Here is a 21,371-nt window from a genome sequence, read left to right as displayed (position 1 = left end):
CCCTAATACGCGAGGCTGCATCACTCTTCGAGTTGTCAAACGGACCCATAACAAAGCCCCAAATTCTGCAAACTAAGCCACCAGAATTGAAATTGCCGCCGAAACTCTGATACGCATTAAAACTAGCCCGATGGATCGATTGGCACGTTGGCCTCCCCAGCGTCAAACAACCGAGCGCCGCGGACTGCCAACAAGATTAAGATCAGCGCATATCCCCAGTAGCTCGTCTGATATGCCGCGTTGACGAGGGCAAACGAAAGCAGCGCAATTACCAGCAGCCAAGCTGAAATAGAGTCGGTCCGTCGCGCAATTGCATGGCGAAGAACGGCCCAGAACAACGCGATGAGAAAACCGACAAAGATCGCAGACCCGAGAACACCGGTCTCGACCCACAGATTCATCAACATATTATGCGGTGTGGGATATCCGCTTGCGTCGTAACCCCCTACGCCGGGGCCAAAGCCAAAAAGCTTCATGACGAAGGAAGCATGTGACATTTCCAAAGCGGTCTGCCGTACTAAATCAACGCGATCGCTCGTGACAAAAAAACGTTCGAGCATATCCTGGCTTGGATCAATCTTACCGCCCAACATCACCGTCAAAGCGGCGGGCAGAGATACATAGGAGAAACACACCAAGTACGCGAGAATCACGGACGGCAGCATCAATATCATGGTCCGCCGCGTTGTCTTCAAAATCAACAACATCGCAAACGGTATGAGCATTGCGACGCGGGCAGTCCGGCTCGCGGTTGCCATCAAGAGCCACGGAACAATCTGAAAATATACAGAGGTCCAGAAAGATGGCTTCCCCCTGCGATGCAACCAAAGCAACGTCAACGGCACCGAGACTAGAAAAAAGAAACTGAGTGATACAGGCCCTGAAAACGTCGACTTATATCGGTAGTAGTATCCCAACCCAAAGATTGTGTCATTTCCGTCGTATTGAGACGAATGGACAAGCAGTGGCACTGCAAAACAGGCGATGACACCTTGCGCCAGTACGCCCCAGACGAACCCGTCAAGCAGCCGATCGAAATCAACTTCGCAGCCGTCTGCTTTGACGGCCAAGGCATAAATCACGAAGCAGACAGGGCCAAACAGCAGAGTGAACGCAACCCCAACTTTCAACTGCCACAAGTTGGCATAGACCGCATAGTTAATAATAGTCGAGAAGATTGCGGTCATACAAAATAACACGAACAGTGTCGCATGAAGTGGCGTCTTGCTCCTCTTTGCGCCGCGCAAGAACTCAACAAGCAATACAAGGGACCACAACACGACGACGACATGGGCGTACTCATGAAGAAATGGCAGCAGCGGCACACGAGGCAAAAAACCGAGTGCAGCAGACAGCCCCGCTAACCAAGCCAGAGAGGACCGGGTTAAAACAAACAACAAAGCAGGTATAGATAACGCAAAGAAGAATCCGATTCTTACACCCACCGGAACGACGTCCTCGGCTAATCCGGTATTCCCGCTATCGACATAAGCTGATCTAACGAAGCACCAGATCACTGCGACAGAGAACAGATACAGTGCCGTGAACGCCTTCGCTTTTGTGCCATCAAGAACGCGATTTTTCGTCCCGGCAAACTGGGCGCCCAGTGAATCCGCTACCATAGCCAACCCCAACGTATCTATCGGCGCGCCATTCAGCCAAAACAGCTCTTGAGGCTTGGTGATGTCGTCATTTGCACAGTGTGCTTAGTATCCCACTTCAGGAAAACGTAGGCAGCCCAGAGCAACATCGAATGATCGACAACGCCAAGACGATGTTCGTCGGCAAAAGCTTCGATAGATCGCCAATTTAGCATTGTCTGCCTCCGAGCCAACTCCAACAATTCCTCACGCATCCTGCCCGACTTCATCCACTTACGTATCGGGAGCAGGAAGCCCTTTTTGCCGCGTGTCAAAATGTCCGACGGCAAGTCATCTTTGAACGTCTCTCGCAGAATGTACTTCCGTACACCTCGTCTGATGAGAAATTCCGAAGGCAAACTCAAGGCGAATTCCACCAAGCCCGAATCGAGAAAAGGCAGTCTCACTTCCAGTCCGTGTTGCATACTCGCAAGATCGACCTTCTTGAGCATATCGCCTGGCAAATTGAACTCGATATCCATTCGAAGAATATCCTGGAGCTTGCGCAAGTCGCGAACTCGTAACTCTACGGGCAACTTCTCCGTGAAATCGCCCGAAAATCCCAAACTCTCGATCTGTTGCTGGGACGCATAGGATCGCCAAGACAGATACTCTTCTACCCCTGTCGGTCGCAAATGCATTCGAAAGAATGCGGCCGCTCGAAGAAGCGGATTTTCGATTCTTGCCGGGTTCCGATGCATCGGAAGTACCTGTGCCAGATGCTTAGCCCAACGCGGAATGCGAGCGCTCATCATCATCGCAGCATAGACGCCGTATCCTCCAAACAGCTCATCTGCGCCATCGCCTCCGAGAATGACTTTCTCTTTCACATGCGAACAGAGAAACGCTGTCGGGATAATAGAGGCGTCACCGTGAGGCTCCCCTAAGAATGCCAACGTCTTGTTGGTGAACTCGGTCAGATCCTCTTCAGTGACATTGATGACTTGATGATCGATGTGGGGATATCGGGCGGCCACCATTCGCGAATATGGCGATTCATCGAAGGTAGGATCATTCGGAAAGCCTATCGTGTATGCGGCAATCTTGCGCCCCGATACCCTTGCTGCAATACTTGAGATAATCGACGAATCCAGGCCGCCGCTCAAAAAAGTGGCGATTGGCACATCGGACGCAGCCAGACGCTGCTCAACAGACGCAATCAGCCGTCGTCGTAATTCCTTCTTCGCATCTGCAAACGAAATAGTATTAGTCTTCTGAGAGGGACCAGGGAGTTGATAATAGCGCCCCTCTCGAACTGCCCAATCGTCCACGTCGAGTTGCAGCCAATGGCCTGGGCGCAACTGTTTCACGTTTCGATATGGGGTCAACGGTATGGGCAAATACGAAAACTGGAAGAATGACGGTAGGTTGCTTCGCTCGATTTTGAGGTCATTCTCCGCGAGGATCCCGATTGCAGAAATCTCAGAGCTAAACAGCAGCCGCTGCCCATCCTCGAGACATACAAGCGGCTTTTCGCCGTAGCGATCGCGCGCAAGCGTCAATCGCCGGGCCTCTCGATCCCAAATGGCGAATGAAAACATACCCTCGAAGGTCGGCAGCGCAGCCAATCCATCCATGGCAAAAGCCGCAAGCAAGACTTCCGTGTCCGACTCAGTATGAAAAACACGACCACGTGTCTTAAGAGACGCCCGCAATTCGCGATAATTATATATCTCCCCGTTAAACACGATAGTCAGCGAGCCGGCATGCATCGGCTGGGTAGACCGCGCATCAAGGTCTATGATGCTCAGACGTCGGTGACCAAGAAAGACGCCGGGCTCGAGATGATCACCCTCGGCGTCCGGCCCTCGATGGGCCAACGAACGCGATGCAGCGGCGACGATATCTGTTGCCAGCAATCGACCATCGCTCCAAATTCCGCCGACCAGACCACACATCAGCAACCCGCCAGAAGCTTAGCGTAAAGCGCATGATACCGGTTCAGATTAGCGACCATCGAATATTCTTCGCGGACACGCCGCTTTGCCCTACCGCCCATCATCTTTCGAAGCTCCACATCCTTGACGAGAGTAGTCAGCCTAGACGCCAATGCTTGAACATCACGTTCGACGACGTATCCTGTTTGACCGTCCACATGGCACTCCGTAACGCCAGGAGCGTCAATCACGACACTCGGCAGGCCCAACTCCATTGCCTCAAGCACGGCGTTACTTAACCCCTCGGTCTCAGACGCATGAACAAAAATGTCTGAGTCAATCATTTCGCACACGACCCTCGAAACGTATCCTGCAAGTCTGATATTATGGGATATGTTCAGCTCCGCAGCCAGCCTTCTAAGCCGATCTGCGTCCGGTCCATCGCCGGCCAGGACTAGCTCAATATCTTGTCCACACAAATCGACCACAATAGAAAAGGCCTTCACGATCAAGGCCTGCCCCTTGGCTGACATGAGCCGCCCCACCGAAATGATACGCACGGTTTTGCCCACTCGCCGGGCGCAGTCTTTAGCCTCCGCCTGGACCGCTTCTGAGTCGATGCCGTTCGGCAGCGAAATTGCGGATCGATTTCCAAGCATAGGATTCAGGGACAGAGCTGATGCGTGAGACACTCCGGCGACAGCATCATAAGGCCGATATAGAAACTGAAACATCCAGTTCGACCCGGCCTTCGATTTCGTTCCGCGGTGCACGTAGACGAAACGAACACTTCGGAGAAGACAAGCTGCAAGCCAGCAGGTCAGCGCGCCCTGCAAGCCATGTGCTACGCAAACTGCAGCGCCCAATTTGCGCAACATCCAAATCGTACGGACTTGAAGTACAGGAAGAATCATCAGTAGGACTAGCATCTCCAACGCCAGTGAGGGAAACAACCGCGCTCTCAGCGGCAGCAATGCCTTGAGAGTCAAATTGGGAATAGATTCAAAATAATTTCTGCAAGCGTCATCGCGATAAACGAATAGAAAGATGTCGCGAAAACTATCGCCGGCATTAGTTCGGAAGAGCTGCCCTAATTGGCGTTCACCGCCATGGACACCATAGGTTCTCATGACATGGGCCACGGTAATTGTCATAACGGCCGCCGGAGTCGCCTGGTCTTCTGCGAAACAGCTCGCAATACGTCTTTGAGGTTCCATTTCAACAGCCTGACCCAATATATCAAACGCGCTTCGGTGGCGTTTAAACCGTGACGTTGAGATATTCTCATAGCTTCTGAAAATGTAAGGTCCGGCCGCGTAAAACTAAGGCCACCCGAATACATTCTCGTAACAGGCTCAGCGATATACTTCACAGGAAAGCGCTTCGCTAAGCGAAGAACCATGTCGTAATCTGCAGCAATCTTCAGTGAAGTATCGAACTCGCCCACCTGTCGATACAACTCTGGCGAAACAAACATCGCCGGCTGCGGAACGCTTGAGGCCCGAAGCTCCTTGCGCCATTCGAACGGGCGCCCCAAGAGCTTCAAAGGCATGTCACCGTCGACATAGTGCATTTGTCCATAACATACCGCCCCAGCGTCGAGCTTTGGAATAACAGAAGCCAGCACGTCCGCCGACGCGTATCGATCGTCCGAATTGAGGAAATGTACGAAGCGACCCGCTGCAAGCTCTAGACCCTTGTTCATAGCATCGTAGAGACCGCGATCCGGTTCGGATACAAGACGTGTAATCTTTCCCTCGTAGCGCTTGATGATCTCCAACGTACCGTCGGTCGAGCCGCCATCGATAATAAGGTACTCGAGACCTTGAATTTGCTGCGCGAGGACGCTCTCGATGCAACCCTCGATATTTTGCATAGCGTTGTAGACCACAGTTATTACTGTGACCGGTGGCCTCGTTGCAGTCGTCATCCTGCTCTCGCCTCACAATTCAATAGCCGACTACAACCAACGAAAACAGTAGTGTCGACATGGCTTACTTCTCGGAACGAGCTACATCTTCAAAGAGATCGGCGTAACGACGAATACACTCCCCCAGATCAAATCTCCGTTCGGCAAACAACCGAACGCCATGCCTAAATGCGGGATCTGATGTGTACTCTAACAATCGCGCCACGCTCGTTGCCAAGCCTTGATCATCGCTGATTTGCGCAAGAGAGCCGCTAACATCATCTTCAACAGCATCCCCAATGCCGCCAGCCGCGAATGCGGCAACGGCCGTCCCGCACGCAATAGCTTCAAGGATCACATTGGGCAAGTTGTCTTCCAGAAACGGAGCAACCAGCACATCGGCCGCAGAGTAAATTAGTGCCATACCTTCCTCCGTCTGGATTCGACCAAGATGGAAGGCAGGAATTCCCGCAATCGGCGAAACGCCTTTGGTTGCCCCACCAAATATTACGGGGATCAGGTTGCGAGGTCCGGTAGAACCAAGGATTTCGATACAACGAACAAAGTGGGTGAACCCTTTCCGCGGATCTTCCGTCGCACCCAACGCGCCAAACAGTACTATCTGGCCGTCTTCCGGCAAGCCCAATCGCCGCCTTGCCTCCATCCCGTCCCGGGGGCGAAACACGTTCAAGTCGACCCCGGTCGGGATGTGCTCGATCCGTCGCTCGCCGAACAAGCTGGAGCGCCGCGCCAGACCAGCGATCCACCGGCTCGGCGCCGCAATAGTCAGATCAAGGCGCTCAAATGCACTCTTTCTCGCTTCGATACCCGCACGCGAGAGATCCTGATCCGCGTCACTGCCAAGCTGCGGACAAGAGCCACAGACCTGCTCGAAACGGTCACAGCCTCCGGGGAAATGACAGCCTCCGCTGAATGGCCAGATATCCGAGAGACGCCAGACGATCGGTTTCCTGACCGCCTCAAGCTGCTTGAAATTGAGGAACGCGCCGGCGATCCAATGTGCACAAATCACATCAGCCCCCGCGATCAACCTGGCGTTCAATTGCCCGTATCGCAATCCGATAGGTGAGAAGGGAGTTGGCCTCTTGTGCGGATAGTTCTTGAGCTTCCGCGAGTTCAAATAAGCGATGACATCGCTCACCGGAAGGCTCGCACCGGGCAGATGCGCAGCTACTACTGAATTGTCATCAAGATGCTTTCGTCCGACATGAAATGTGGAATGCAAGCCGATCGATTGAAGGCTTCTATGAATTCGGTACGCAGCCTTGTTTGCGCCGCCTTCGTTATCGGATTGGGCCAAATGAACGACGGACAAACCTTTCATCTCAATGCGCCTGTATCGTTGCGCCCCATGACACGCTGAATTGAGAGAAGGCCGCCCGCTTCGTCAACGGACCGGAGCAAGGTAGTCGAGCTCATCAGGCGCTTCGGCCCAATCGGCAAACCGATCCAGGTCTCCGATCTTGTCGATGTCTGCATTCGATCCCGCCCTCACGGTCAGATTCTGATACAGCGGATCCGAGACATTCCTGCCGATGTGGGTCTCGAAACTACTAAAAATCCAGGGACGACGCACGAACAATGCGTGCGCATGGACACGAGCGCGGTGGGTGCGCGTCTCATCAAGACGTCCCATGTGCTCCAAGCCCGCCAACGTTCTCAGATAGCTTTCCAAATCTTCATGGTCTTCAGTAAAGCCAAAACCGGAGTACCTGCCCGTACCAGCAGTTACAACGGGTACCCCAAAGCAGGGTAGCTCATAACCGATGCTGCCACGCACAGTAATGCCAACGTCGATCGCCTTGAACAGGGAGAGCGTACTGATCTTGGTATCGGCCTTTAACACTTTGACGTGTGCCGGCAATTCGCCGATTTGCTCCCTAATCAGACGCATCTCGCCATATTCAGCGGTGACGCCAGATAGCTTGCGCTTCCATAGATTGGCGGGATGCAGTTTGATGATCCAGTTCATCCGCGGATTCGCGACGGCCGCCTTGACTGTCTCGATGAACCAATGGCCATAGTTCTCAAAAATGTCGCGGCCATAGAATAGATTAGCGTCCCATAACACGTGCGAGAACAACACCGCAATACGCTTAGACGCATCTAGGTTTAGTTCATCGACAATCTGACTTTTGGACACGTCGATCGTGTCTGGCTGATTACGTGCCTGGATTTTCCACACCCCGCCATATCGCAGCTGGAACTCTTCGTCGAGTTCAGCTTCCTGCACCTTACCCCACGGCGAACTGACCAGATGCTCCAGCGTACTTTTAGAAATCGAATTGGGGTGAATGCGTCGTGTTTCCGTCGACAGCTTTTTCAACACCAAACCATCCTCGCGTGAAGGTTGGATGAAGTGGATCGTTGCAATACGGCGCGCGATCGCTACGTCCACGAATGGGCCGAGAACGTGATAGTTCGGTTCATTGACCAGTATCAAATCCGGTTTGCTTCGGGCGAATGTTTGCTCTGCGGCGCAGACAAACTTCACCGACTGAAGAAGCTGACTGAAAAGTTGTTCTCTGGTTGCAGGGTCACGCGGATCTGGCGCTCCATCAAATTGCCGGCGGGAGATCGACGATAAGAGCTGCGGACCGATCCACGCATCTCTATACGTCCACTCAAGGACCGACTGAAAATCCGTGGGCTCGCTCCTGCGCCGATCAACCTCTGCCGCACTCGCGCTCACGGCATCAGTTTCAGAAATCAGCTTTTCGAAGTCGACAAATTCCTCAACCCCAAACGCACGGAAGATTCTTTTTGCATGTGTGTAAAGCGACGATGTAACAACCTGGACCCGCCACCCGCGACGCCGCATGGCCAATGCGAGCATTCCTTCAACCTTCGCATTGTAAGTAGAATTAGTCATGCTCAGAATCAGCAAGCGACGCGCGCTCGACGACGGCTTTGGAAGGCGGCGGAGGAATTCAACGTCAGCGGCTGTTTTTTTTGTATCATTCAGCAGCCGAAGTGTACGACGCGGTGACGATCCAAGCGCCGCGAGGTCCGCTACGGGGCCGGCAAGCGGAGTGAGACGGACCCGATCGAGCAGCTGTCGCATCATGCGTAGCCCGTCTTCATTAAATGATCGGCCAGGCGCAAATCCGCCGGCGTGTCGATATCAATCGATGCAAGGTGATCCATCTCGTAAGCGACAGTGGGATCGCCATACAACACCCCCGAATCTAGCACGTTGCTACGAACGATCAGCACTGCAGGACCATTGCGACCGAAAGAAATTTCCTTGTCCTGCCGCCGGGTGCGACCAACCTCGCCGCCGAGATACGGAACGAGCTTGCCATTCTCTTCTCGCATTTGCGCTTCTGGAACGAAACAGTGAGGCACCCGAGCCACGCTCACAAGCGTCGCCGCACTACGAGCACGAAACTTCTCGACCGCCTCGCGAACGTGATGAGCGCGTCGGAAAGGGGATGTTGGCTGCAGTAACACAAGCGCTTCGACATCCGCCTTTTCGTTGCGGAGAGCAGCCAAGCAATGCTGCATAACGCCAAGCATCAGTGCATGGTCACCAGAAAGATCGGCCGGACGCCTGAATGGAACCTCCAGGCCCAAGGCCGCTGCAGCCGCAGCGATTGCCTCATCGTCGGTCGAAAGAATGGCCCGGTCAATGACACCCGACTGGAGCGCCGCTTCAGCTGTCCAATCCAGCAGTGAGCGCTCACCGCAACGAGCCAAGTTCTTACCAACGATTCCCTTTGAACCGCCGCGGGCAGGAATGAGCGCCACCAGCGTCATCGGCACGAACCGAGAGTATGAGCGTCATCCGTCAATAAGTGATGCACTTCTGGACATCCACCTGCTCGGTCGCAAGAATATCGGCAATCCTAGTGCCGGCAGTGCCGTCCCCATAAATCGGATTCACCGCATAGCGGCCGTGAACAACCTGCTTTGCGATCGCCTTGGAAATCGCGTCCTTTCCATAAGGAACCTCGATCACGTTCTCGCCGCGATCGCGCATGTTCTGACGTGAGCCGATGTTAACCACCGGTGTTCCGATAAAGGCGCCTTCTCTAATGCCGCTGCTGGAATTGCCGACCAAGCAAGCCGTCGCGCGCATGAGATTGACATAGATCTCAATCGGCAAATTCTTAAAGAAGTGCATTCGTTCGTCGAGCTTCCGCTCGCGCCATTTCCTTAGGCCCCGCGAAATGTCGTCGGATCCAGCATCCGAGTTAGGCCACAGAACGATAGCGGCAAGCCCTTGCTCCCGAACCGCCTCTAGCGTCATTGTGATCTGCTCTTCACCCGCTCCATATTCGGTCGTGACAGGATGCTGCGAGATCAAAACAAACGGCTCATCGATGGAAAAACGCTCGCCGACACCGACATCGAAGAGATGATCGCTTAGCTTCCCACTAGAATTGGCCAAGATGTCGGCAACGAGATCGATGCGCGGACATCCGACCATATGCACGTGCTGCGGCAGTTCGCCGAGCCTAATGATACGCTCCTTCGCACCTTCACTCGCAGGAAAATGGATGTGAGCGAACTTGGTAACTGCGTGTCGAATGCTTTCGTCGATCGTTCCGCTGACTTCGCCACCCATCGTATGGGCAACAGGAATATTCATGTAAGCAGCCGCCAGCGTCGTCGCCATGGTTTCGAAACGATCGCCGACGGTCAGAACAACGTCAGGCGCGAGCTGTTCGAAAAGCGTCGGCAGCTCAATCAACCCAAGGCCGGTTGACTTGGCCATCGTCGTAGGTGTTTCACCCTCGATCAGCATCGTCACCCGCGCGTGGGGTTTGAAGCCATCCTGCTCGATCAGATTGACCACAGATCCATAACGATCGAGAACGGCTGACGCCGCGACGATAAGTTGCAGCTCCAATGCCGGATGGCTCTGGATGGCACGCATTGCAGATTTAATCGAGCTGTAGTTTGCTCGCGAACCAATTACGACGCAGATCTTCTTCTGCATCACGCGAAGTCCTCATTCACGAACTTATGGTCTGCCGAAACAGCTTTCACGATGCGCCGACCGATAAAATCCCGATACCTGGCAGCCGAAATGCCATCACCTGGCTTCTTGAACGCCAAGTGATGCATCTCGATCATCGTGTCGGCGGAAAGATCTTTGGCAGCGACGATACTCTTCTCGAAGATCAGCTTCATGCCTGAAACAGAAGAAAGATCATCCTTGTCGACTGGATGCGCGATCATGCGGCCAGTGTCCTTCAGCTCGCTGCAAAGCTGACGGAACTGATCCGGCTCCATGCTGTGCTTTGCATCGCTACCATACATCAAGCGAGAAAACGTAAAATGCTTCTCTATCACGGTTGCACCCAACGCCACTGCGGCGATGGGGGCACTGAAACCCAGCGTATGGTCGGAGTATCCGATCGGCAGCCGGTAGCGCTCCCTCATAGCCAACATGACGTTGAGCCCGACTTGCTCAGGCAGACACGGATACACCGACGTGCATTGCAACAGCGTGAGGTTGCCACTTCGTCGCAACGCAGCAACGGCAGCATCCAGCTCGTCCCAATTGCTCATTCCCGATGAAAGCAAGACGGGTTTGCCGGTTTTGGCCACACGTTCGAGCAACGGAATATTACTGACCTCGCCGGATGGAATCTTGTAGGTACCGACGCCAATAGCTTCGAGCAGATCTACGGCCTCTAGTGAAAACGGCGACGACAGGAAATCGACGTTGCGCGCTTTGGCGGCCTTTACAAGACTTGCCCATTGCTCGCGCGAAAAACCCGTTCGCCTAAAATATCCCGCGCGCGGTTCCGCCGAAAAGTAAGACGGCGACGGCGCATCCATAAGCGTCTCCGCTTCAGCAATGTGCGTCTGGAACTTCACCGCATCCGCACCACAGTCGGCTGCAACTTCGAGGAGCCGGCAGGCATTGCCGAACGAGCCATCGTGAACCGACCCGATTTCAGCTATAATATATGGGTTTAGGCGGCCAGCGAACATGAGCACTGCAGCTTTCAGAGCGGTTTTGTAGGAAACTTGCCGCACATAACCCAACTGAGACGCCTCAATCAAGCGCCATTCCTGCTCCTTGTTGCACGATAAGCACCGAATCGCGACAGCCAGGCCGCCCTCAAGCGCCTCATATTGCTTATATTTTTCCGATGAAGCGCCAAAGCGACGCAACACGGGCACGTTCCACGATGACGACCAACCCGACTACTGCACCAAATACGACACTACGTGTCGCAAAAGACCACATGGAGAACCGATTCATCACGCACAGAGTCGATATTGCGAAGAGACCGACAACTACCCACCGATCGTGAAAAACCAGAGATTTGACAAATTCCCGCGCCTTCCACCGCAGATATAAGCGGAACAACACAGCTTCGCTTAATAGTACCGCGATCAGCCCTGACAATCCGAACCCGATTCCGAAATTAGGATTCATTACGAATGGGAGGGATGCCAAAGCTGCCAAGGATAGGAGGGCCCGCACTTGGTTCGCGGCTTTTGCTCCGCCCCGCGCGAAAACCACCGCATTCTGGATGCGTCCAGACAAGCCAATGAGTGAAAGATTGACCAGCCAAGGTATCATCGCGGCAGCTGGCGTTAATCGCCCGTTGGTGAGCAACTTGACGACGTCACTGCCGAAGCATACGGCGCCGACTCCAAACAGAGTAAGGCCGATGTGCACCCACGTCCATATGTAGACGGTTTTTGTAAACTGGCCATCTTCATCACGAGCCTCAGCAAGGGACGTCGACCACATATTATGGGAGACAGCGTTCGTCGTCGTCATGAGCATTCCGTAATACAGACGCGCGTGACTATAAAAGCCCACAGCCGCCACGCTGAGGCTTCCCGCAATCACGCTGTTCTCGCCAACGCTACGAATGCCGTCGCTTAACCCGGCGAATGCAGAGATTGGCGCATGATCCCGCACGATAGTCAGCCAACGTCGACTGGGCCGCGTCCAGGGCTCCCGTCCCAGAGCGATGGCCGCGACTGTCAACGACGCCAATTGTCCGGCGACGGCTCCAGCAAAAACAGATGAAAGCCCCCAATTCAGAACGAACAAACAGATCAATGTCGTTGCAAAAGTCGCAAGGGCTTGACCGGCAATCTGGGCTGCAATTGCGTTCGCTCGACCGCCAACGGACAAGATCGCGGTTGCCATGACTGAAAGCGACCGCAACGGAATGAAAGCTGCCGTAAGAGTAGCAATGGTCCATGAGAACTCTTCTGCATGGGTCCCGACGATAAATGGCGCCAACAATGGCCACACCAATGCAAAAGTAATAGCAAGGATCGAGCTCAATGAGAATGCAACCCACAGAAAGCTGGCAATCATGCGCGGACGTTCGTCAGGCGTGGCAATGCCGTAATGCGCATGCAAGGCCATTGAGCCGCCTCCGTCACTGACGGCATTTACGAAAGCGGCGAGCGACATCATCAGCGCAAAATAGCCGAAATCCGTCGGAGTCAGGACGATAGTTGTGAGAGGCAGAATTGCGATCGCCAGGACGATCTGAAGCCCAGTCGCGATCAGAAAAAAAAGAATCCGCCCGGCAAGCCGCCCTCTCATCAAAGCAACGAGCTTACGCATCCAGCTAAGCCTTGATGATCGCATCACGGCAGCGCCCCAACGACTGAATAATTACATTGCCTGCGATGCGCCGGAATCGAATTTTGACGCAGGCGACAAGGTGTTTCCTTTTCGCACGAGAGCGGCGGAAACTTATGCAGCATTAACCGCTGCACGCGTGTTCACCTCTATCAAAACCTGAGAGCCATCCGCGCTGGCAGCCAACACTCGCCAATCCGTTAACTTGTAGAGCGCGAGAAATTCGCGCCACGCCTTGAATTCATGGTTCGCAGAATACAACTCATCGAAAAGGATTAGATAGCGATGCTTGAGACGACCACACACCGTGTCCAGCACGGGACGCGTCGACGTGTAGAGATCAGCATCGAAGTGAACAAGACGCAGGTCATCAAGCCCCTCATCCTTCAAATAACGAGGCAATGCTTCGCTGAATAGACCGGACTCAATTCTGACATTGGGCTGCGGCGGCGGCGGAAACGGCAAGCCACGAGCCGCATCGTCAATGATTCTCTGGCGTATTTCGGGTTGATCGTCCCAAAGCGCCACTGGAGCCCCGAATCCTTTGATCGAGCCTGCGGGCAGACCATCCCAAGCCTCAGGCAACCCCTCGAAACAGTCGAAGCCGCAGAGACGAATCGTCGCTGGCAAGCGATCGACGAAATATTTGAGCCAACCCCCATTGTTGGTTCCAAATTCGACCACAGACCCCGCCGGCGCATTATCGTGGATCCAATTGATCGCGACATTCCAGATCGGGTGCTTGCCAATCTTCTTGTTGAATGTCGGCACTACGAGGACGCGCGGGTCATTCGCAATCCTTTCAGTCCAAAAGCGCTCGAAGCGCAGGACGTTCGCAACTTTCTGAAGCGCAGTACCGAAGCGATCGATTCCATCAACGACGACCGCCGGCAGCCAGCTTGTCCGGACGATGAGACGGCGCGCTGTACCGACATGGCTTGGCTTAGCCAGCCTGGCAACGGTTACGACCTCGAGCGGCTGCCGTTTTTTCTGATTAGCACAAATCATTTGATGCAGGCCCTTTCGATCAGACGCAGGGTCCAAATCGTGACACCGCAGCTTGTCTGCATTGCTCATATCGCATCGCAACTTGTTCCGCCAGACCGCACGCGGAGCGAAATCAGGAGGCCGCGCAGAGGCGATCTCAATAAATTCTCGCGTGGCACGCGCTCTTCCGTTGCTAACACAAAGACATCGAGCCCGTTGATGCGAAAGATTTTGTGCCGTTTACGTAGTCCGGGTAACGCCCATCGCGATGTGACACGATCCTGACCCGATTTAGCAATTCACAAGGTCTCGCTGCGAACTGGATTCCTGGAATTTAAACACCTTCCTTTACTTTATGCGCCCCGGAAGTTCATCGCGATTCATTGCCGCAGAACTCCTTTCTGCAGCATAAGGCGAATGAGGGTGGAGCTTCAGACTTTCCTGCCGCAGGATCTCCGGCGTCAGCCTATACAGTTCTGCTATCAAGGTCTGAGGTACGTGCCCTTCCCGGTATTGAGAGTCCCGGTCAGGGAGCGCACTATCCTCCAAGCCAGCTCCGCTACACCGATCCTGGCTTCGGCTTGGGCACGCGAAATTCGCCGAGGTGTGACATGGTCGTGATGAAGAACAAAGACCTGTCTACGTGTCCCTCTTAGCTTAAGCTACCACATCAGCAATTGCTCGCCACGTCGTTAAGACAGCATGAAATTGTGTAGGTGGGCCACAAAGTTGGTGGCGTCATGGCTCTGCAGCAAATGAGAATCATCCGCTAGATCCTGAGAAGGGCTGCTGGTGCTGGCCGCGATCGACTGGCTGCTCGCAGCAGGCGACGGAACCGCGTTCGGTGAGGCAGATGGCGCAGCCAACCCGGTCGTGGCTCCCGCAGTCGTACTCGATATTTCGGTGGTGACGTTTGTTGCAGCATTCTGCATCAAAATCATCGGTCCACCCGAGCCATGCAAATCCAATAGCCCTGCGACCTTCCAACTAGAATTGGGAGTTCCGAGGTCTTTCCAGTCAAAGGCATATCCCTGCTCATTGATAAACCACTCGATCAGCCGGCCGCTGGTTTCGTTCTGCCACAGTAGGTCGACACGGCTATCACCATTAAAGTCGGCCGTTGCGACGACATCCCACCCTGCTCCCATTGTTCCGAATCTTTGCCAAGCTACCGCGTTGCCGTTTTGGCAGAACCACTCGATCCCCTCTCCCGTGTTCGTATTCTGCCAGAGAATATCAGTCGTTCCATCGTGATTGAGATCGACCGTTGACGCCACTTTCCAATCGGGACTCATCACGCCAAACTTCTTCCAAGCGTCTGCATGCCCGTTGTGAAGAAACCACTCAAGTCCCTCCCCGGTAATTTTGTTTCGCCAAAGCATGTCATCGGTTCCATCTCCACTGAAGTCGCCCGAGGAGATGAGCTGCCAATTTGAGTCCATCACGCCAAAATTGAAAGTCGTGGTGATCTGTCCTCCGGAAAGAAGGCTCTCGCTGGCCTGGCCGGTTGTTTGATTTTGCCACAGGAGATCTGTATTTCCGTCGTGATTATAGTCCCCATGACCAATCACAGCCCACCCTTGACCAAGAGTCGCAAACTGCACCGAGCTCGTTACGGAGCCTTCAGCGAGATAGGTAATCTTTCCGGCACCGGTTGATGGCTGAAGCCAGAGAATATCGTCATGTCCATCATGGTCGAAGTCTTGTGTGATGGTAGCAATCCAGCTTGCCCCCGAAGGCTGTAAATTGCTCATCAACGTGGAACTAACCACTTCGCCGTCGGCGAACTGAAAGTACTCAACATTCATGACGGTGTCGGTACCATCGAGCGAGCCCGAGCGGTGGTCGAAGATCGTGAAGGTCTGCGTCGCCGAGTTGTACGAGATGCTGTAGTTGGCTTCGTTCCCCGAGTACACCGCCGTGTCCGTACCAGGGCCGCCGTCGATGGTATCGTTGCCACCGCCGCCGGTAATCGTGTCGTTGCCGCCGCCGCCCTTCAGGATATTGGCGATGGCGTTGCCGATGATGATGTCGTTGCCGGAGCCGCCGGTGGCGTTGTCGATGTAGGAACGCGCATCGCCATTGTAGAGATAAGCGTTGTAGACGTTGCCAGCCGCGTAATGGCCATTGCCGAGATAGGCCAGCTGCGTGGCGGAGAACACCGACGAGGCGCCGGGATTGAGATTGACGGTGAGATTCGTCGTGTAATTCGACAGGTCGTAGGTATCGGCGCCGCCGCCGTCCCAGACCGTCTCATAGATGCGGTCGGCCGAGCCCCCGACGCCGCCGCCCGGCGTAAGCTGTCCGACGCCGTTGATGAACTCCTGCCCAGTGGTCGGGCTCCAGGTGTAGACGGTGTTGCCGCTCTGGGTGTTGTAGTTCGCGCCATATAGCGTCTGCAGCGCGATGATATCGTTGGCCATGTAGGTCTGCGGATATCCGTAGGCCTCATTGGTGTAGCCGGTGAGGGGTCCGCCCACATAGCTGCGATAGCTCATGACGGTGTATTCGCTGTCGTCGTGCGCGCTGGGCACCGCGACGTTGGCGACGCCGCCAGTCTCCTGGCTGTGCTTGAGGCCAAAAGCGTGGCCGAGCTCATGCAGCGCGGTCGTGAAGTAGTAATTGCCGAGCTGCGCCTGCGTGTAGTCGTACTGCGTGCCGAACCACACGTCGCCGCCCGACGCGTAATTAGCGGGGTAATAGGCATAAGACGTCGGATTGGCTGCCGGCGACTGTGCGACCATGATGTCGGAGCTGCCCGCACCGTTATAGGTGATGCTGGCGTTGGTGAAGCCCTTGATCAGCGCGATGGCGTAGTTGATCGCCGCCTGCATCTGGGTCGGCGCGGGGGCGAAGCCCGACGTTGTCGGTTCGCCATCACCGCCGAAGTAAGGATTGGCGTAGGTGCCGGCCGATGTAGGGAAGCTATAGCTGATCGTGCCGGACCATTTGACGCCGGCCAGCATGCCATCAATGTCTGCGTTGTTGGTCGCACTAATGTTGACAGCGGTCGCCAAGGGAATCTCCGAAGCAGCAGGCCCATTTGATTCGAGGTCCGAGCCAGTGATTCTATCTTCAGAAACATACGTTTGGTTAAAGTTTGGCGAAGCGGACCAACTTCCTCCGCAAGGTCGTGTTAGCATCAAATCCCGTAATCATACGGACCCGACCCACGATGACGGTTCCCCCAGCCCGTCGTGATTTACAAGGGAGATCATGAAACGACATCTGCTCGCAGCCAGCTTGGTTTGCGCCCTGATGGCGCTATCAGCTCCAGATCATCTGCCCCCGGGAGGACTCCCTGTCATGGTCGGAAAAGCCTACGCGGACGACGGCGGCAAGGCGCGCGCGCCCTCGGTTCCGCCAGCCCGCTCACCTTCGGCAGCGGTCGCCGAGGAATACGAGATCGCCCGGCAGAAGGGCACAGCAGAGGCGTTCGAGCTCTTTATCGCTCGGCACAGCGAAGATCCGCTCGCCGATAAGGCACGGATTGAGCTGAAGCGCTTGTCACGTTGAATTTCTCATCCATAGAGCGCGAGAAGTTGGCGTTTAAAATAGCTTAGGCAATGGCCTCCGGATCACATCCCGTCGGCATCGTCAGCACGCTGCCGCCATCCGTGGGGGCGGCTGTTGTTGCGCGTCATCGGCAGCGGCTTGCTCCGGACGGCGCTTACGGGGCGATCGGCCTGATCCCGCGGCGCCCTATGCGACCAGCGGGGCCGTCGGCGACGGCGTCGGACATCACCGCTTTCGACCTACTCAAAACGCGTCCCGCCGTAGATGCTGCAGCGCAGCAAATTGTTGCTCAACTGCCACGATCCATTGAAATTGCAAAGGAAACCCGCAGGAACTTGCGCAAATTCACCGCCAATCCTTGCGGGTCCTCGCGAGACCATGAGATCATAGGCCAGCACGGCTGGGGCCCATCCGGTTGGCTGTTTCCGATGATCCTTTTCGACGATTTAAGAAGACCAGATGGCTAGATCGACGATTGTGAGGAAGGGATCGACTGACGGCTCCGCTCCCCTGGTCCGTCACTCGCTCGCCACAACGTGCACAAGAACTTATGGTGGAGTCGCTCAATGAGCGCAGGAGGTCCGAGAAGGCTTCGGACGCCGAGTATTCCGGACGACCTCGGCACGTTGCTCCTAGTTGCGGCTTTTGTTTTTTCCCTGTTTTGTTTATGGCTGGTCGCCGACGAATTTAAAATTTGAAAGCTCGGCCAGTTATGAGAACTTCGAGTCCCAACCTCGTAGAGGCAGCAGAGTCTGCATCGAAACTAATCCTTGACGGCGATCACGTCGAGAGATGGGTTGAGGGGTCAATTTTCCCGAGCGAGATGGCATTCTTTTTGGCCGTCTGTGACGTAGAAAGAATCGAGCAAATCATCGAAAGTGGACGTCAGGATGGCTATTCTACTGCGATTCTTGGCGAATGGGGTGACCGTACCGGCAGGAAGACCATTTCCATCGACTTGGAGACTGATCAAGACCGTGCAGAGGCGTGCCGCAATCGCCTTGCAAATTTCAAATCATTGCAGTTGGTCGCGGGCAACGCCTATACAGAGTTCGGGCGTTACGCACTGAAATCCGAAGCGCGAACCGCTTTTCTGGTCGATGGACCGAAGGGCCCTCAAGCGATCTCGATGATGGCCGCAGCGTTAACTAAGCATGTTTGCATTGTCGCTAGTCACAATCTTCTCCCAGGTCGCACGGACTATAATTATTTCACCGGCTTGGGCGGTGACGATATTTTCTATGAGAGTGCGCTGCCAAATCCAGGGCCAAACTGGATCGAGCTTCGCCGGCGCGATTCAGAACACGCCGCGCGAGCAGGCGCGGTGCGCTCGATTGAGGCGTCGTCAATCGGTGTTCTTGTCCTCGATGAAGTCCGACGGCGCACCATGAAGGGAACATGGGGCATGCCCTACGGGTTGCATCAGCCTGCAGCGGTCCGCCTTCTCTGGCGTCTCGGCGCCTACAGATGGACTCCCCTGCTCTACGGCGCATCCTATCGCCTGCTTGGTCGCTAAAGCATTGTACGAGTCGATGGCATCGACATTCTTTCCTCTTAAATGCCGGAAGATCGCTTGGCGCGGATCTTACTTTTGGCGTAACTCACCGAGCAGGCTGGCGATCGCTATGCAAAGCATCAAGCTACCGCCGGCGATCGCCATGTCAAGCAGCTCACCCCGGAATGCCGCCCAAGTCATACCGGAATGTTGAGATATTCGGCGAACACTCGCCGCGCCACCCGATGCGAAGATCCCAAACCAATAAAGGCCAGTCGCTCCACCACCGACCACTTGCTGTTTCACGTCCTTGACGCCAGGACAACCAGCTTTATTTCGGCAATATCCTTGAACGCTGCCGCGACTTAGTCATCGCCCGCCCCGCCACCACCACGATCTCGACGGGCTTTATCGGTTCTCAACCCGCGATTGCGGGCCAGTTCGAGCCGCCGGCGTCGCAAACGCTATGACTTTGGGATGAGATCGATTCGCGCACGGCCAACTCAAAGACCCATTCGCAATCTCGGGTTCGACGAAGAAACCAAACAGCGCCTCCAGCATGAAAGGCCCTGAAGCGTTATCACGCTCAAGCCGCTCGCTCAGAGCCCGCCGAACCCGCCGTTCTTGGGCGTGGCGCCCGCCAAGGGCACGGCGGAGGCATTCGAGCTGTTCATCGCCCGCCATGGTGACGATCCGCTGGCCGAGAAGGCGCGCGCCGAGTTGAAGCGCCTGCCGCGCTGATCTTTCCGCCGGGCAAGGGCCACACGAGGCATCGCATTTTGGCAGGCAGCATCGGCGCCGAGCCGACTTGCCGCATGATCTTTCGGCACTATGGTAGCCCCGCCATCTAGGAGCTCTTCGAGATGCCCTTTCCGCATGCCTCCGAAGCCCTGTCGCGCTTCACCGTGCTCGATCTGACCCGGGTCCGCTCCGGGCCCACCTGCGTGCGGCAGCTTGCGGACTGGGGCGCCAAGGTGATCAAGATCGACGCGCTGACCGAGGATGCTGGCGGCGAGCAGCCGGGCGGGCCGCGGCGCGGCTCCGACTTCCAGAATTTGCACCGCAACAAACGGGCGATGACGCTGAACCTGAAGGACGAGCGCGGGCTTGCCGTGTTCAAGCGCCTCGCCGCCAAGGCCGACGTGGTGGTCGAGAACTTCCGGCCCGACGTCAAGAAGAAGCTCGGCATCGATTATGAGAGCCTCGCCGCGATCAATCCCCGCATCGTCTACGGCAGCATCTCCGGCTTCGGCCAGGACGGGCCCTACCACAAGCGGCCGGGCTTTGATCAGATCGCGCAAGGCATGGGCGGGCTGATGTCGATCACCGGCGCGCCGGGCGAAGGGCCGATGCGGGTCGGCATTCCGGTTGCCGACCTCACCGCCGGTCTATTCTGTGCCATGGGCATCCTCACCGCACTGCTGGAGCGCGAGGTCTCGGGCAAAGGCCAATGGGTGCAGACCTCGCTGCTCCAGGCCCAGATCTTCATGCTCGACTTCCAGGCCGCGCGCTGGCTGATGGAGAAGGAGGTCGCCAAGCAGGCCGGCAATAACCACCCGACCAGCATCCCGACCGGCGTGTTCAGGACCTCGGACGGATACATCAACATCGCCACGACCGGCGGACGGATCTGGGAGCGCTGCGCGCAGGCGATCGGCGCGCCCGAGCTCTATGCCCATCCCGACTATGCGACCGCGCAAGCGCGCTCCAAGAACCGCGACGCGCTCAACGCAGAGATTGAGAAACACACCGTGGCGAAGTCGACCGAGACCTGGGTCCGCGAGCTCAACGAGGCCGGCGTGCCCTGCGGGCCGATCTACGCCATCGACCAGGTGTTCGAGGACGCCCAAGTCAAGCATCTGGGCATTGCGCAGGACGTGCCGAACAAAGACGACCGCCAGATCCGCCTGGTCGGTCAGCCCGTGACGCTGTCGCGCACGCCGAGCAGGATGGTGGCGCGGCCGCCGGAATTCGGCGAGCAGACCGACGAGGTGCTGAAGGAGTTCGGATTCAGCGCGACCGAAATCGCAAGCCTGAGAGAAGCCCGCATCGTCTGACTCGCTCTCTGACCTGAGCTGCGATCTTGAGCGAGCTTGACACGCGTTGCCTAGCAAGCCAATCGAGGGATTATGGACAGCGAGCTTAGCTCATCTACGGGAGACAAGAAGTTGTACAGCTTGGCTCGAAATTCCTGGCGCTTTCCGACCCTGTTGAACTCGACAGTCATGAGCGACGTTCTCGCTGTGATCACGGTCGCATCGCTGCCGTGGTCTACAACCATCACCTCTATCTTCAGCGCCCTCTGGGTACTTAGCGTATTCCCAAGGATACGACTCGGAGAATTTGCTAA

At 55.7% G+C, this 21,371-nt stretch carries 15 protein-coding genes; 3 read left to right on the top strand and 12 right to left on the bottom strand.

Annotated elements, in window-relative coordinates:
• Positions 1-122: 122 nt before the first annotated feature.
• From AC0L3J_RS27990 to AC0L3J_RS27935, 12 genes are all read right to left on the bottom strand, one after another.
• Positions 123-1,622, bottom strand: a complete 1,500-nt coding sequence (locus AC0L3J_RS27990; protein WP_473349088.1) for an O-antigen ligase family protein — start codon at positions 1,620-1,622, stop codon at positions 123-125.
• Between the two features lie 32 nt (positions 1,623-1,654).
• A complete protein-coding gene (gene asnB / locus AC0L3J_RS27985; protein ID WP_473349087.1) occupies positions 1,655-3,538 on the bottom strand; it encodes an asparagine synthase (glutamine-hydrolyzing) in 1,884 nt (627 codons plus the stop codon).
• Positions 3,538-4,671 (bottom strand): glycosyltransferase, encoded by a 1,134-nt coding sequence (locus AC0L3J_RS27980; RefSeq protein WP_473349086.1) that lies wholly within the window; start codon positions 4,669-4,671, stop codon positions 3,538-3,540. The genes asnB and AC0L3J_RS27980 overlap by 1 nt, the downstream gene beginning before the upstream one ends.
• Complete coding sequence (locus AC0L3J_RS27975) at positions 4,668-5,447, bottom strand: glycosyltransferase family 2 protein (protein ID WP_473349084.1); 780 nt, start codon at positions 5,445-5,447, stop codon at positions 4,668-4,670. The genes AC0L3J_RS27980 and AC0L3J_RS27975 overlap by 4 nt, the downstream gene beginning before the upstream one ends.
• A gap of 64 nt (positions 5,448-5,511) precedes the next feature.
• Positions 5,512-6,771, bottom strand: a complete 1,260-nt coding sequence (locus AC0L3J_RS27970) for a glycosyltransferase (protein WP_473349083.1) — start codon at positions 6,769-6,771, stop codon at positions 5,512-5,514.
• A gap of 63 nt (positions 6,772-6,834) precedes the next feature.
• Entirely contained in the window at positions 6,835-8,514 is a 1,680-nt protein-coding gene (locus tag AC0L3J_RS27965; protein ID WP_473349081.1) for a hypothetical protein, read from the bottom strand.
• Positions 8,511-9,206, bottom strand: a complete 696-nt coding sequence (locus AC0L3J_RS27960) for an acylneuraminate cytidylyltransferase family protein (protein WP_473349080.1) — start codon at positions 9,204-9,206, stop codon at positions 8,511-8,513. The genes AC0L3J_RS27965 and AC0L3J_RS27960 overlap by 4 nt, the downstream gene beginning before the upstream one ends.
• Positions 9,207-9,237: 31 nt before the next feature.
• Entirely contained in the window at positions 9,238-10,392 is a 1,155-nt protein-coding gene (gene neuC, locus AC0L3J_RS27955) for a UDP-N-acetylglucosamine 2-epimerase (protein ID WP_473349079.1), read from the bottom strand.
• Positions 10,392-11,582 carry an N-acetylneuraminate synthase family protein gene (locus AC0L3J_RS27950; protein WP_473349077.1) on the bottom strand — a complete coding sequence of 397 codons (1,191 nt, stop codon included), beginning with the start codon at positions 11,580-11,582 and terminating at the stop codon, positions 10,392-10,394. Before AC0L3J_RS27950 ends, neuC begins: the two co-directional genes overlap by 1 nt.
• Positions 11,545-13,005 carry an oligosaccharide flippase family protein gene (locus AC0L3J_RS27945; RefSeq protein WP_473349075.1) on the bottom strand — a complete coding sequence of 487 codons (1,461 nt, stop codon included), beginning with the start codon at positions 13,003-13,005 and terminating at the stop codon, positions 11,545-11,547. The genes AC0L3J_RS27950 and AC0L3J_RS27945 overlap by 38 nt, the downstream gene beginning before the upstream one ends.
• Before the next feature lie 132 nt (positions 13,006-13,137).
• Complete coding sequence (locus AC0L3J_RS27940; RefSeq protein ID WP_473349074.1) at positions 13,138-14,100, bottom strand: TylF/MycF/NovP-related O-methyltransferase; 963 nt, start codon at positions 14,098-14,100, stop codon at positions 13,138-13,140.
• 602 nt (positions 14,101-14,702) lie between these two features.
• Positions 14,703-17,027: an FG-GAP-like repeat-containing protein gene (locus AC0L3J_RS27935; RefSeq protein ID WP_473349073.1), complete on the bottom strand. Its 2,325-nt coding sequence runs from the start codon at positions 17,025-17,027 to the stop codon at positions 14,703-14,705.
• 199 nt (positions 17,028-17,226) lie between these two features.
• Between AC0L3J_RS27935 and AC0L3J_RS27930 the strand changes: the two genes are divergently transcribed.
• The 3 genes from AC0L3J_RS27930 (at position 17,227) to AC0L3J_RS27920 (ending at position 21,078) form a co-directional block, all read left to right on the top strand.
• Positions 17,227-17,526, top strand: coding sequence for a hypothetical protein (locus AC0L3J_RS27930; RefSeq protein ID WP_473349071.1), 300 nt, complete (start codon positions 17,227-17,229; stop codon positions 17,524-17,526).
• 823 nt (positions 17,527-18,349) lie between these two features.
• Entirely contained in the window at positions 18,350-19,042 is a 693-nt protein-coding gene (locus AC0L3J_RS27925) for a hypothetical protein (protein ID WP_473349070.1), read from the top strand.
• Positions 19,043-19,884: 842 nt separating this feature from the next.
• The gene (locus tag AC0L3J_RS27920) at positions 19,885-21,078 is read left to right on the top strand and encodes a CaiB/BaiF CoA transferase family protein (protein WP_473349068.1); all 1,194 of its coding nucleotides are present in this window, start codon (positions 19,885-19,887) and stop codon (positions 21,076-21,078) included.
• Positions 21,079-21,371 lie beyond the last annotated feature (293 nt).

The sequence above is a fragment of the Bradyrhizobium sp. Kon37 genome (assembly GCF_055807535.1).
Note: the sequence above shows the minus strand (reverse complement) of the source record. Positions and strands in the feature narration are given on the sequence as shown.